Raw genomic sequence first — 13926 nt, 5'->3', positions numbered from 1 at the left:
GAATCGCTCCATCGAACCTGGCTGTAGCACCCGTACCCGCGGGAGGCTTCCGTTGGGGGGTTGCTGCGGTGTCAACGAGCCAGGACTCTCGACCGCTCTGGATGGTGTTGACGATCGTAGGGGGAATCCATGATCTGAGCCAGTATCTGCTCGAAGAGTGAGACAGAAGGGTCTGGCGGTGCGGATTCGACCCGTTTCGCGGTTCTCGCGCACTCCCGCGCGGTGCTCCGTCGGTCCCGCGGGCGCTCTCCCAACGTACGCCCGTCGGTCGTCCCGGGGGAGGTCGGGGCGCCCGTCCGTGACCACTAGGCTCCGAGCGTGCCCCGCCGCCGCAGCCAGCAGACCGTCACGTTCGTGCTCGACGACTCTGCGGAGGGGAACGACCTCGACGCGCCGGGCGGGCCGGACCCGGCTGGAGGGCAGGGGGGACCGGCCCGCCCGGCGCGCCGTGGGCGCTCCCCGCAGACCCGACGTCGGCGCGCGGGCCTCGTGCTCGGCGTCGCCGCGGTCGGGGTCGCGCTCGCCGTGGTGCTCGTGGACAGAGCGTCGACGCAGGACGACACGCACGAGGCGATCGAGCGGACCGACGGCGGCGTGCTCGACCTGAGCCACGCGCCACGCGACCTGTGGAGCGTCACGACCGACGGCGGGACGCCCTTCGTCGTCGACGACCTGCTGGTGGTGCCGGGCCGCTCCGGTCTCGCGGGGTTCGACGTCGGGACGGGCACCGAGAGCTGGCGGCTCGACGAGCTCGCGGGGCAGGACTGCAGCGCGAGCACGGAGTCCACGGCCGGCTCGACCGAATCCGCTGTCGGGGACGGGACGGCGAGGTTCGTCGTGTGCCTCGAGACCGCTGCCGACGAGGTGACCGCCCGGCTCGTGAGCCTCGACGGCTCGGTGGTGGCCGACGGCGTGCTCGACCTGGCGGCGGGGACCCCGACCGTCGGGGTCGGTGGCGTGGTGCTCCAGGCGAGCAGGGACGCGGCAGGGGCCGTGGTGCGCGCCACCGACGTGCGGACGGGCGAGGTCGCGTGGGAGCAGCGGCTGACCGTGCGGGAGTCCGGCCTGGAGTGGACGTGCGAGGGATCGGTGGGGGGCGTCCTGCGGACCGAGGTCCGGTCAGGGGTGGTCACGGTGTTCGGCTGCGGGGTCTGGTCGTTCCTGACCGCCGACGGCCTGGTCGTCGACGAGCCCCTGGCTCTGACGACGGTTGCCGCGCTGGGTGACGGGACGTTCCTCCGGTCGTCGGGTACCGCTGTGGCGGGCCCGGCCGACGCCCTGGCGGCAGACGGTACGGTGCGGTGGACGAGCGAGGGACTGCTGCTCGAGGGCGGCGCGCACCACGGGACGACCCAGGACCTGATCCTGCTGGACCAGGGCGACGCGTTGCTCGCGCTGCACCCCGGCGGCGCGACGGCCTGGACCGCACAGGTCGCGGCGCGGCAGGTTCTCGTCCGGACCGCGGACGTCGTGATCGTGCAGACCATCGACCGGGAGACCGTCGCGCTCGACGCCGTGACGGGCGACGAGCGGTGGCGTCGCGTCGTCGGCCCGCTCTCGGACGCTCTGCCGCAGCGCGTCGGTGGCACCGGCGCCGACGGGGCCACGGCGATCCTGGTGGGGCCGGCCGCGTCGGGGGGATACACCGTGGTGGCGCTCGACCAAGCGACGGGCGATGTCCGGTGGACCCAGGAGCACGGCGGGGATCCTGAGGCGTTCCTGGCCGCGGACGGGCGGTTGCGGTTCGACCGGTCGGCGATCACCGGGCTGGGATGAGAGTGCCGGGCCGCCGGGCCCCGCGGTCGACCCGACGAGCTGCGCGACGCCGTCGTGCGGTGCCAGGACCCCCTGGCACCGCACGACGGTCGAGCTCCTCGGTCAGCTCCCCGAGATGACGAACTGCGAGCCGGGCTCCTTGTCGATGTCCCCCTCACCGGAGTTGGTGATGGTGACGCCCGACAGGATCGCGTTGCCGCGCGCCCCGCTCATCGCGAGGATCCCGGACCCGTTCTGCGACCCGTCGATGCGGACGTTCGAGATCCGGACGTCGGGCATGCTCCCGCCGCCGTTCTTGAACTGGATCCCGTCGTAGGTCGAGTCGTAGACGTCGGTGTCGCGGATGATCACGCCCGTGATGTCGTGCGTCTGCGGGAACAGCGTGATCGCACCGAACTCCTGGTCCTCGTTCCAGAACGCCCCGCCCGTGCGGTAGAGCCCGTTGTTGGCGATGAGCGTCGTCCCGGAGAACGGCAGCGGGGAGTGGTCGGTCGCCAGCATGATGCCGGGGTAGTTCGCGGTGTCGGAGATCAGGTTGTTCTCGATCGAGTTGTCGTAGCCGCCGTAGATCGCGATGCCGTTGGCGCGCCACGGCAGCTGGACCGTGTTGTTGCGGAACGCGTTGCTGTGGGCGACGTCGACGGTGCGGTCCTTGACGTAGGGGTTGGCCCAGACGGCGAGCGCGTCGTCGCCCGTGGTGCGGAACGTCGAGTTGACGACGAGCGAGTTGCGCGTCCCGTTGCTGAAGTTGATGCCGTCCGCGTAGGTGTTGCGGATGCGCATGCCGGTGAGCTGCAGCCCGTCGGCCGGCCCCCACAGCTCGGGGATGTTGTCGTAGTCGCGACCGACCCACACTCCGACGTTCGCGTGCTCGATCCACACGTTGCTGATCTTCGTGTTCTTGCCGAACCGGCCGTTGAGGCCGACGCCACCCTCCTCCTGGGCGTTGTTGCCGCGGATCCGGCCGGACCCGAAGATCGCGATGTCGGAGATCTGGACGTTGTCGTCGATGTCGAACCCGAAGTTGCCCTCGTGCGGGTGGTTGATGACGCCCGGGGCGAGGTGCGGCTCGAGGAGCGTGTAGAGCTGCGAGTGCCACATGCCGGCGCCGCGGATCGTCACGTCGCTGATGCCCACCTGGTTGTGCATGCCGCGGTTCAGCGGGTCGTCGGTCAGGATCTTCTTCTCCTGGCGCCACTGCCCCGCCGGGATCCACACGCACTCGATCTCGCCGTTCTGGTTCGCGGTGACCGCGGCCTGGATGGCGGCCGTGTCCTCGAGCCCGTCGTTCGGCACGGCGCCGTACTCGGTGATCGACGTGCACTGTGCGGGCTTGGCGGTCGGGGGAGCGACCTGCTCGAGCTCGACGAGGTCGATGATGTAGAACGCCGCGTCGTCCCCGGCGTCGCGCTGGAGCGTGAACACCGTGCCCGCCGGGAAGGACCGGCCGAGCAGCGCGTGGGACTCGTCGAAGAGACGACGCGCGTCACCGCTGGGCGTGTTGCTCAGCGACTCGGGCCCGTCGGAGGTGCCGTAGAGCCAGGAGTGCTTCGAGGACAGGGTCAGCTTCTGCACGAACTGGCCGTCCGCGTAGAGGCTGATGGTCTTCTCCTGGCCGCCGCCCCCGGGGGCGTCGGGGATCGAGCTGCGCACGACGATCGAGTTCGTCGCGCTGGTCGAGGTGAGCTGGACGTACTGGCCCGTGCTGGTGAGGCGCACGGACTCACGGCCCGACGACTCCGAGGCGAAGTTCGTGTGCCCGAACGTGCGCAGCGGGTCGGCCTGGAGCAGCGTGCCCGTGTACTGGCCCTCCTCCGCCTCGTACGTCGTGTACGGGACGGCCGCGCCGCGGCCCACGGTCACGGTGAGCGTGCCCGTGTTGTTGTTCTCGTTCGTCTCGGCGACGACGCCGGTCGCGTCGGCAGTGGCCGTCACGGTGGCCCCGCCGTTGGTCGCGGTCCACGAGCCGCTCGGGGAGACCGTGACGGTCGCGCCCGCGGCGATGGCCGGCGTCGTGCCGCTGAGCGTGGTCGAGCCGGCGACGACGCGCGTCACCGAACCGGCCGGGACGGGCTGGTCGCCGCGGTTGCGCACCTGCACCGAGAACGTCACGGCCGCACCGACGGCGGGGTTGGCCGGGGTGGACGAGACCGAGACGATCTCGAGGTCCGGCCCGGGCGCCTCGCCCACGACGAGCTTCGTCGGGGACGTGAAGGCGTTGTCGGTCTCGTCCTTCTCGACCACGGTGTTCGTCGGGTCCACGACCGCACCGATCGTGTACTGGCCCGCGGGACGGGCGCCGATCGCGACCGTGACCTGGGTCGACGCGCCGGGCTGGAGCGCACCGACCGCGGCCGAGCCGACCTTCTGGCCGTTGGCCGTGACGTCCAGCGTGGTCGCCGCCGATGCGCGGTCGCCCGTGTTCCTGACCGTCGCCGTGAGCGCGACGGGGGTCGTCGCGTCGGGCGCGGCCGGTGTCGCGCCGACCGCCGTGACGGTCAGGTTCGGGTTGGCGGCCGGGGTGCCGTAGACCTCGAGCTCGGCGACCTGGCCGTTGCCCGCGCCGGTGTTGGCCGTGAACTGGAGCCGCACGTCGGTGACGCTCCCTGCCACCGTGATGCTGCGGGTGTTCCCGGTCGAGGGCGCGAACGCGTAGGCCGCAGAGGCCTTGAGCTGCTGCCAGGACCCGGTCCCGGACCTGCCCCACACCGAGAAGGTCTGCGTGCGCGGACCCCAGGCGGCGTCAGGGTTCAGCCTGACGGTCACGGTGCTGACCTCGGTCGGGGAGGCGAGCTGCACGTCGAGCGTCGAGGGGTACTGCCCGCCCGCGCCCTCCCAGTAGGTGCTCGGCTGCCCGTCGACGGCGTTGCCCGCCGCGAACTGCCACTCGGTCGAGGAGGCGACGGCAGGCCGGCTCTTGGCATGGTTGGTCCCGGTCGGGTCCGTGGGGGTCTCGGTGGGCTCGGGCGTCGGCTCGCCCGACCCGTCGGACGTGCCCCAGACCTGGAGCTCGGCGACCTGCGCGTTCGCCGCCCCCGTGTTGCCCGTGAAGGCGAGGCGGACGTCCGCGACCTCGGCCGAGACCGGGATCGCGACGCTGTTGCCCGTCGCCGGGTCGAACGCGTAGGCCGCCGAGGCCTTGAGGGTCGTGAAGGTCGTCGCGCCCTCGGCGCGGCCGAGCAGCGAGAAGGTCTGGTTCCGTGAGGACCAGGCGGAGGGCGGCGGCAGCTTGACCACGACGCGGTCGAGGTCGGCGTCCTTGCCGAGGCTGACGGTCAGGTGCGAGGGGTACTGCCCGCCCGCGCCCTCCCAGTAGGTGCTGGTGCTGTCGTCGTTCGCGTTCGAGGCCGCATAGCTCTGCGTGACCGACGAGGCCGCGACGGGCTTGCCGACGGCCAGGTTGGTCGGTGCGGGGGGCGCGGCCTGTGCCACGGCCGCCGCGCCGAGCGGTACGACGAGCGCGATCGCGGTGCTCACCACGACCAGGTGCTTCAACGGTGTTCTCATGATCGTCCTTGATCTCCCGCCCAGGGCGGGTCGGTCTTCCGGGTGCGGGGTGGTCGGGGACGACCACCCCGGGGGCCCGACGACGGGCGGCCGGAGAGTGGCCGGCCGCCCGCCGTCGGGGATCGGCCGCTACGGGTTGCGGACGATCGTGAACGTCGACGTCGTGTTCTTGATGTCCTGGACGTTGTTGCTCATCTGCAGGTTGTTGAACGTGACCGAGCCGACCGCCGGACCCTGGCCGGCCTCGGCCGCCTCGTTGACCCAGATGCCGAAGCCGGACTTGGCGTCGAACTGGTCGCCGCTCTTGCGGGCACCGGTGATCGAGACGTTCGAGAGGACCGTGTCCTGGAACGGGTTCTGCGGGGTGGACCCCACGTAGTTCGTCTGGAACATGATCCCGGCGTAGGTCGGGTCGACGATGTCGAGGTCGTTGACCCGGATCGCGCTGAACTTCTTCGACGCCGAGAACAGCCAGACCGCCGGGAACGTCTGGGAGCCCCAGAAGTGCCCGCCCGACCGCACCACGGTGATGCCGTCGAACGTCGTCGGCAGGGGGCCGAACCCTTCCATCGGGTAGCCGAAGTCGAGCGAGCTGATCGTCACGCCCGAGTAGACGAGGGTGTCCGCGATGTAGAAGTTGCGGAACGTGTTGTCCTGCCCCCCGTAGACCGCGAGGCCGGCCGCACGCCAGGTGAGCGTCGACGTGAGGTTCTCGAACACGTTGCCCTGCTGTCCGCTGCCTCCCGAGTCGGTCGCCGCGAAGAGCGCGAACGAGTCGTCCCCGGTGCCTCGGGCCGAGCTGTTGTGCACGTGGTTGTTCGCGCTGCCGTTGGTCATGTTGAGCGCGTCCGCGAACGTGTTGCGGATGCGGGAGTTCTTGATCTCCGAGTCGTCCATGTTGGACGCCCAGAACATGCAGATCATGTGCTCGACCCAGATGTTGTCGATCGTCATGTCCTTGACGTTCGCGAAGTCGAAGACCTTGCCCGGCCCGTCGATGCGTGACGTGTAGTTCCCGAAGTAGGCGAAGTCGCGGAACGCCGAGCCGTTGGCCGTGCCCTCGGCCCGGAAGCCGATGTCGGTGTTCTCCTGGGACGCCGGGGCGAAGAAGCGCGTGAACCAGGGGCCCGCGCCCACGACGTCGACGGCCTTGCCGTAGACCTGGAACTTGCTCGCGGTCTGGTAGTCGCCGGCCGGGAGGTAGACGCCCTTGAGGGTGCCGGTCGTGTCCATGCGGACCTTGTCGAGGGCGTTCTGGACCGCCTGGTGCGTGAAGCCCGCGGGCTGGACGTACGCGACGGGGTTCGGGTTGGGCTGCGCCGTCGCGAGCTCGAGGTCGACGAAGTCGATCGCGTAGCGGGAGGTGTTGCTCGCGGACTTCTGGAGCCTGATCTTCGCGCCGGCCGGGACGGTGGTCCCGAGCAGGACGCTGGTCTCGTCGTAGATGTGACGGGGGCCGCCGGCCCCGGGCTGGTTGCCGGGGTTGGTCTCGTTGCCGTAGAGCCACGCGTACCGCGACGTGAGGTCGAGGGTCTTGAGGAGCTGCCCGTCGACGTAGACGTCGAGCGTCGCGTCGGTCCCGCCGCCGCCCGTCGAGTCGGGGATCGAGAACCGGGTCACGAGCGTGTTGGTCGGAGCCTTGGTGGTCCACTCGACGTAGGCGCCCGTCGTGTTCAGGGTGACCGCCCTGCGGCCCGACGCCTCGCCGGCGATGTCACCGACGGTCCGGTTGGGCCCGACGACCTGTGCGCCCCCGCCCACGACGCCGTCCTCCGCCTCGTAGGTGTCGTAGGGCATGTTCGCGCCACGCCCGACGAAGAGCGACCGCGTCGCGGTGTTGTTGGCCTGCTTGGCCGCGACCTCGTGGGCGTCCGCCGCGACGACCACGGTCGCGTCGTAGCTGCCGTCGCCCGCGACCCAGGTGCCCAGGTTCACGCCCGCGCTGGTCGCGCCGACCGCGACGGACCCGGAGACGCTCCCCGTGAGCGTCTTGACCGTGGCGCCCGTCGCCGTGTCCCTGAGCGTGACGGTCACGCCGTGGCTGCCGGCGGCCGAGGCGATGTTGCCCTGGTTGGCGAGCGTCGCCGTGAACGTGACGGTGCTGCCGGCCGCGGGGTTGCTGGGGTTCCAGGTCAGGGTGGGGATCAGGTCGGAGCTCGGCACGGCCGTGACGACCAGCCGGGTCGGGTGCGTGTAGGCGTTGTTGGACTCGTCCTGCTCGACCACGGTCTTCGCCGCGTCGGCGGCGGCCCCGATCGCGTAGGAGCCCGCCGTCCGGCTGCCGATGCTCGCGGTGACGACGGACTGCGCGCCGGCGGCAATCGCCCCGACGGGCTTGGTCGTCACGGTCTGCCCGTCGAGCGTGAAGGCCACGTCGGTCGCGGCCGACGCCTTGGTCCCGATGTTCTTGACCGTCGCCGTCAGGGTGATGGCGTCCGACTCGAGCGGGGACACCGGGGTCGCCGTGACCCCTGTGACGGTGAGGTCGGGGTTGGACGCCGGGGTGCCGTAGACCTGCAGCTCGGCGACCTGACCGTTGCCCGAACCGGTGTTGCCCGTGAAGCGCAGCCGGACGTCGGCCGCGGTGCCGCTCACGGGGACGGACACCGAGTTGCCGGTCGAGGGATCGAACCGGTAGGCGGCCGAGGCCTTGAGCGTGGTCCACGCCCCGCCGGTCTGGGCCCGGCCCTGGATCTCGAAGGTCTGGGTGCGGGCCGACCAGGCGGCCGCCGGAGGCACCTTCACGACGACGTCGCTGAGCGCCACGTCGGACCCCAGCCCCACGGTGAGGGTGCTCGGGTACTGCCCGCCCGCCCCCTCCCAGTAGGTCGCCGGGTTCCCGTCGGTGGCGTTCGACGCCACGAAGGTCCACTCGGTCGAGGAGCCCTCGACGGGCTTGCCCTGGGCGAGGTCGGTGCCGGTCGGCGGGGTGCCCGGGCCGCCGGGGTCGGTGCCCCCGCCGGTCCCGGCCGTCCCGCGGACCTCGAGCTCCGAGAGCTGCCCGGCCGGCCAGCCGGTGTTGGCCGAGACGCTCGCACGGACGTACCGCGCGGACGTGTCGGGCACGTCGACCGTCACGGTGTTCCCCGAGGTGGGGTCGAACGTGTACGCGGCGCTCGCCTTGAGGGTGCTGTACGACGAGCCGTCGGTGCTGGACTGGAGCGTGATGGTCTGGGTCCGTGCTCCCCAGCCGGCCGGGAGCTTGAGCACCAGGTCCTCGACGGAGGCCGCCGACCCGAGGTCGACCTGCGCCCACTGGGGGAACGCGCCGTTCGCGGACTCCCAGTAGGTGCCCTGGTTGCCGTCGGTGAGGTTGCCCGCCAGGTAGGGCGAGCTGTTGCTGCTCGCCGCGGCGGGCTTGCCCGCCGAGAGGACGACGGGAGCCGCGGCGGCCGACGTCGCCAGGGCGAACGGTAGGAGCAGGGTGGCGCTGGTGGCTGCTGCGAGCAGCCGGAGTGACGTGCGTGGACTTCTCATCGGTAGGTCCTCGATCTCCCGTCAACGGTGACGGTGGTAGGGCGAGCCCCGTGCCAGACCGGCCTCGCTCCATCGCTGAGGCCCTGAAGGCGCAGGCGTGGCCCGGGGATCCCGGGCTGCTCGACTGGCTGATCCTTCGAGAGTTGCAGCCATCTGCTCCACTTCGAGCAGACAACTGTTCAGTTCTTGCATCAACTCAGCAAGAACGCTACTGAGGGGTGGGTGAAACGTCAACAAGTGTCGGAAAACTGGCGCAGAGGGGGTTCATGTCCCAACATGTCCCCGCGCGCCAGGGCGGGCGGCCGCGCGGCCGCGCCCGCACTGGCCGAGAAGGGGGGAAGTCGGTGCGCTCAGGCGAGGGGGGCGAGGGCCTCGCGGACCGCGGCCTCGGCGTGCAGGCGCGTGGTCGGGAAGGTCGGGAGCGCGCTGTCCGCGGGCCCGACGAGCAGCTCGATCTCGGTGCACCCGAGGATCACACCCTCGGCCCCGCGCGAGGCGAGCTCGTCGATGATGCGACGGAAGGCGTCGCGCGACGCGTCGCGCACCTCGCCGAGCACGAGCTCCTGGTAGATCACGCGGTCGACCGTCGACCGGTCGTCGGCGCCGGGGACCAGGACCTGGAGGCCGTGGCCCGCGAGCCGGTCGCGGTAGAAGGCCTCCTCCATGGTGAAGCGCGTCCCGAGGAGGGCGACCGTCCTGAGCCCCGCAGCGAGCACGGCCTGAGCCGTCACGTCGGCGAGGTGGAGCAGCGGGATGCCGACCGCGCGCTCGATCGCGTCGGCGACCTTGTGCATGGTGTTGGTGCACAGGACGAGGAGCTCGGCACCTGCGCGCTCCAGCGCCACGGCCTCGGCGGCGAGCAGCGCGCCCGCGGCCTCCCAGTCGCCCGTCGACTGCATCTCCTCGACCTCGGCGAAGTCGACCGACCCCAGCACGCAGCGCGCCGAGTGCAGCCCGCCGAGGCGATCCTTCACGCCCTCGTTGATGACGGCGTAGTAGAGGGCAGAACTCTCCCAGCTCATGCCACCCAGCAGCCCGATCTTGCGCACCGACCGATGCTAGCGCGGCGCTCGCGGCCGGACGAGGCCCCGCGCTCCGCCACCCGGCCGCCCCGGCGGATGGGCGTTCGCCCCGCCCGGGCCATACCCTGGCGGACATGGACACCGAAGAACGTCTGGCCGTCTTCCTCGACTACGACAACCTCGCGCTGGGTGCGCGCGACCATCTGGGCGGGATGACCTTCGACTTCAAGCCGATCGCCGACGCGCTCGCCGCGCGCGGTCGGGTCGTGGTCCGCCGCGCCTATGCCGACTGGTCCTACTTCGACGAGGACCGACGCTCCCTGACCCGCCACCAGGTCGAGCTCATCGAGATGCCCCAGCGCATGGGGGCCTCGCGCAAGAACGCCGCCGACATCAAGATGGTCGTCGACGCGATCGAGATGGCGTTCGAGCGCGAGTACATCTCGACGTTCGTCATGTGCACAGGGGACAGCGACTTCTCGCCCCTCGTGCACAAGCTGCGCGAGCTCAACAAGCGCGTGATCGGGATCGGCGTCGAGAACTCGACGTCCAAGCTGCTGCCGCCTGCGTGCGACGAGTTCCTCTTCTACGACCGCCTCGAGGGGGTCGAGATCCCCGACGAGCCCGTCGAGCGCAAGCGGTCCTCGAACAGCTCGAACCGCAGCACGGCGCGCAAGTCCTCGGGAAGGTCGTCGGGTTCGTCGAGCTCCTCGAGCAAGGCCTCGGCCGCTCCCTCGGGCGGGTCCGCGACGCCGCCCGCATCGGCCACGGAGACGGCCACCGAGCCTGTACCTTCGCTGCCCGAGCCCACGCCCGTCCCGCTGGACGTCGAGGCCGAGCTCGAGTCCGCCGTCGGGCACGGCGCGTCGTCCGCGTCCGAGGACGAGGACCTCGCGGTCCTCGTCGCGCAGACCCTCGCGGACCTGTCGAGCTCGTCGAGCGGGGCCGTCGTGGCCTCGACGCTCAAGCGCACCCTGCTGCGCAAGGACCCCACGTTCAGCGAGGCCGACTACGGCTTCCGCAACTTCGGGGAGTTCCTGCGCTACCTCGAGGAGCGCGGAGTGGTGCAGCTCAGCGCGGGCCCCGCGACGGGAGACCCCGAGGTCTCGCTGCCCGAGCGCGGGCACGCGGGCGACGACTTCGCGCTGCTGCGCACGGTCGTGGGGGAGCAGGGCGACTCGGCGCCGCTGTCGGGCCTCAAGAACCAGCTCCGCAAGAAGCGGCCGGACTTCAGCGAGAAGGCGCTCGGCTACCGCAGCTTCCTCCAGTTCTGCAAGGCCGCGCAGACCGCGGGCGCGATCGAGCTGCGCTGGGACGACGACGCCGACGACTACCTGGTCACCGTCGCGTCGCGCTGAGCGGACCCGTCACGAGGGCACGCCCGGGAGCTAGGCTCCGGGCGTGCCCTTTCGACGCCGAGAGCAACCTCGCCCGATCACCTTCGAGGTGGTCGACGACCTGGACGACGGTGACGACCTCTTCGTGCCGCTGCCCGGGGGCTGGGACGCGCCCGGTGGCGTGCCAGGAGTCCACGGCACGCCCCTGCCCGACGGCGCCGCGCGCCCGGGCGCGGACGTCGCCGCGGGTTCGCCGGGCGAGGAAGGTGAGGCCGGTGCCGTGCCGGGCGCGTCGGGGTCCGACGGGGCCGCCCATGAGGACGGGCCGACCGACCTGAAGGCCCGGAAGCGCCGACGCGTGCTCCTCGGCGGGGTCGCGGCCGCGCTCGTCCTGGTGCTCGGCGGCCTGACCCTCGTGGACGTGGTGCGTGCCCGGCAGGCCGAGGCGCTGCTGCGGGCGGTGCCCGGTGGCGTCGTCGGGCTCGAGCGACCACCGCGCGAGCTGTGGACCGTCGACGTCGGTGAGGCCTGGCCGCTCGCGGCGGGCGAGCTCTTCGTCGTCGCCGCCGAGGGCGCGCTCGTCGCGTACGACCGCACGACGGGCGCAGAGGCGTGGCGGCGCGACGGCCTGGGGTCCGTGCAGTGCGGCGCCTCTGGTGGTCCGTCGGCCGACGCCCTCGACGCGCGGTCGGTCACGTGCCTGGGCTGGGCCGAGGCAGAGGAGGCCGCCCCGGCCTTCACGCTCCCCCCGAGCACGGTCACGGTCCTCGGGCTGGACGGGAGGACCATGGCCGAGCGTGCTCTGGACCCCGCCCGAGGAAACGCCGCGGTGCTCTCGACCGGTGACCTGGCGCGGGTGGTACGGGACGGACGTGACGTCGTCGTGCTCGTCGAGGACGCCCGCACGGGCGAGGTGCGCTGGACGCAGACCGTGCCCACGCGCACGTCCGACGAGGGCGACAGCTCGTGCATGGCCTACCAGGAGGGCAGCCCGTCGGCCGACGGCTGGGACGTGGTGCAGCTCTACGAGACGGGCGGAGTCCTCATGCTCCTCGGGTGCGACGTGAACGCCAGCCTGTCGACCGACGGGACGGTCCTCTCCACGGAGCTGACCCGCGTGCAGCAGATCCGTGACGGTCGACTCGTCCGGGCCGGGATGACCGACTCCGAGCTCCTGGACACCGACGGGACGGCGCTCTGGAGCGTCGAGGGCGAGCTCATGGAGTCCCTCGCGACGGACGGTACGGGACCGCCCTTGCTGTTCTCGAGGAGAGGACCCGGGTTCGTGGCGCTCGACGAGGCGGGTGACGAGCTGTGGACCTTCTCGGGCTACGCCACCCAGGTTCTCCTCGTCACTCGCGATCTGACCGTCATCTCGTCCTACCCGGGCGCGGTGGCCGTGGACACGGCCACGGGCGAGGAGGTGTGGGTGTGGAAGGACTCCGCGGTCGGAACGGCGAGCGGCCAGGTCACGGCGGCCTTCGCGAGCCGCGGCGGGCTGACGATCGCCTACAGCTCGGACAACGGCGCGCAGTCCCGCTGGGTGTCGATCGACGTGGTCGACGGGAGCACACGGTGGGAGGAGCAGGTGCCCGTCGACGCGTGGAGCCTCTTCGCGGTCGGTGGCGGCGTGTTCGGCACGAAGAACGGGACGGTCGTCGCGTTCGGTTGACGAGACCCTGAGCGGTCGCGGGGTGCGCGCCGAACCAGGCGCCGTGAACATCTGTGCAATCCCGGGCGTTCTCCCCGGTGGTCCGCCGCGCGGCCACCGCGCACCACGCCCGGGCGGGCGGTCGTCGTCGGGCACCCCTGCACGTCGGTGCACAATGTACGGATGACTTACCGGGTGCTGAAGCTGATCCTGTCGCTCCTGGCCTACGCGTTCCTGAGGCCACGCGTGACCGGTCTGAACAACATCCCCCGGCGCGGGCCCGTGATCCTCGCGAGCAACCACCTCTCGTTCGTGGACTCGCTGCTCATCCCGATCGTCGCTCCCCGGCACGTCACGTTCCTCGCCAAGGCCGAGTACTTCACGGGCACCGGGCTCAAGGGGCGCGTCTCGCGCTGGTTCTTCACGACCCTCGGCCACATCCCCGTGCAGCGCGACGACCCGCGTGCCGGGCAGCGCTCGCTCGAGGACGCGCTCGAGGTGCTCAACAACGGGGGTGCCTTCGGGATCTACCCCGAGGGCACGCGCTCGCGCGACGGCAAGCTCCACAAGGGGCACACCGGTGTCGCCTGGCTCGCGCTCGCGGGCCACGCGCCGATCGTCCCCGTCGCGATCAAGGGCACCGACAAGGTCCAGCCCGTCGGCGCGCGCCTCCCGCGCATCCACCGCGTGACGGTCGAGTTCGGCAAGCCCATCGAGCCCGCGCGCCAGATCACCTCGGGCAAGCCCGCGCAGGCGCGGCGCGAGCTCACCGACCAGGTCATGGAGTCGATCCACGCGATGAGCGGCCAGCAGCGCGCGAGCTGAGTCTCGCCACCTGTCTCGCCACCTGACGTACCGCGGTCTGCCACCGGGACACGCCCGTTCCTGAGAAGGACGTGCAGGTCGCGCCCGGTCATGATGTGCTCGGGGCAGGGCCACGTGCCCCAGGGATCGTGCCGAGCGGGTCCATCCGCCGCGGCCGCGACCCGGGGCGTCCGACTTGACCTCAACCCAGGTTGAGGTCCTAGCGTGGCCGACACCGAACGAGAGGACTCACCATGGCTGTCTACACCCTTCCCGAGCTGTCGTACGACTACGGCGCACTCGAGCCCCACATCTCCGGCCGCATCATGGAGCTGCACCACTCCAAGCACCA

General features: G+C 71.4%; 7 protein-coding genes, 1 pseudogene and 1 riboswitch. Of the genes and pseudogenes, 5 read left to right on the top strand and 3 right to left on the bottom strand.

All coding sequences use genetic code 11. The features are described 5' to 3' along the window. Positions 1-5: 5 nt before the first annotated feature. A riboswitch (SAM riboswitch) is annotated at positions 6-108 on the bottom strand. A 210-nt stretch (positions 109-318) separates the two neighbouring features. Beyond that, a complete protein-coding gene (locus tag ASE15_RS17845; RefSeq protein WP_056764832.1) occupies positions 319-1776 on the top strand; it encodes a PQQ-binding-like beta-propeller repeat protein in 1458 nt (485 codons plus the stop codon). A 102-nt stretch (positions 1777-1878) separates the two neighbouring features. Here the strand turns inward: ASE15_RS17845 and ASE15_RS17840 are convergent, their stop codons facing one another. The 3 genes from ASE15_RS17840 to ASE15_RS17830 form a co-directional block, all read right to left on the bottom strand. Further along, positions 1879-5283 carry a CARDB domain-containing protein gene (locus tag ASE15_RS17840; RefSeq protein WP_056764830.1) on the bottom strand — a complete coding sequence of 1135 codons (3405 nt, stop codon included), beginning with the start codon at positions 5281-5283 and terminating at the stop codon, positions 1879-1881. Positions 5284-5412: 129 nt separating this feature from the next. After that, positions 5413-8760 (bottom strand): discoidin domain-containing protein, encoded by a 3348-nt coding sequence (locus tag ASE15_RS17835; RefSeq protein WP_056764828.1) that lies wholly within the window; start codon positions 8758-8760, stop codon positions 5413-5415. 350 nt (positions 8761-9110) lie between these two features. Continuing rightward, entirely contained in the window at positions 9111-9809 is a 699-nt protein-coding gene (locus tag ASE15_RS17830; RefSeq protein WP_056764826.1) for an aspartate/glutamate racemase family protein, read from the bottom strand. A gap of 107 nt (positions 9810-9916) precedes the next feature. Here ASE15_RS17830 and ASE15_RS17825 point away from each other — a divergent pair, with 107 nt between their 5' ends. The 4 genes and pseudogenes from ASE15_RS17825 to ASE15_RS20525 all read left to right on the top strand — a co-directional run. Further along, entirely contained in the window at positions 9917-11140 is a 1224-nt protein-coding gene (locus ASE15_RS17825; RefSeq protein WP_056648357.1) for an NYN domain-containing protein, read from the top strand. 43 nt (positions 11141-11183) lie between these two features. After that, the gene (locus ASE15_RS17820) at positions 11184-12791 is read left to right on the top strand and encodes a PQQ-binding-like beta-propeller repeat protein (protein WP_082618581.1); all 1608 of its coding nucleotides are present in this window, start codon (positions 11184-11186) and stop codon (positions 12789-12791) included. Between the two features lie 162 nt (positions 12792-12953). Continuing rightward, on the top strand, positions 12954-13595 hold the full coding sequence (locus ASE15_RS17815; protein WP_056648365.1) for a 1-acyl-sn-glycerol-3-phosphate acyltransferase: 642 nt from the start codon (positions 12954-12956) through the stop codon (positions 13593-13595). Between the two features lie 233 nt (positions 13596-13828). Beyond that, a pseudogene (locus ASE15_RS20525) lies at positions 13829-13926 on the top strand (superoxide dismutase); the annotation flags it as partial.

It is taken from the genome of Oerskovia sp. Root22 (genome assembly GCF_001429135.1).
Lineage (GTDB): Bacteria > Actinomycetota > Actinomycetes > Actinomycetales > Cellulomonadaceae > Oerskovia > Oerskovia enterophila.
This window is presented reverse-complemented; position numbering and strand designations above follow the sequence as displayed.

What these genes read in the sequence shown, in the direction of transcription:
- ASE15_RS17815 (WP_056648365.1), top strand. Translation starts at nt 12,954, where the DNA reads ATGACTTACCGGGTGCTGAAGCTGATCCTGTCGCTCCTGGCCTACGCG.
- ASE15_RS17825 (WP_056648357.1), top strand. Translation starts at nt 9,917, where the DNA reads ATGGACACCGAAGAACGTCTGGCCGTCTTCCTCGACTACGACAACCTC.
- ASE15_RS17835 (WP_056764828.1), bottom strand. Translation starts at nt 8,760, where the DNA reads ATGAGAAGTCCACGCACGTCACTCCGGCTGCTCGCAGCAGCCACCAGC.
- ASE15_RS17840 (WP_056764830.1), bottom strand. Translation starts at nt 5,283, where the DNA reads ATGAGAACACCGTTGAAGCACCTGGTCGTGGTGAGCACCGCGATCGCG.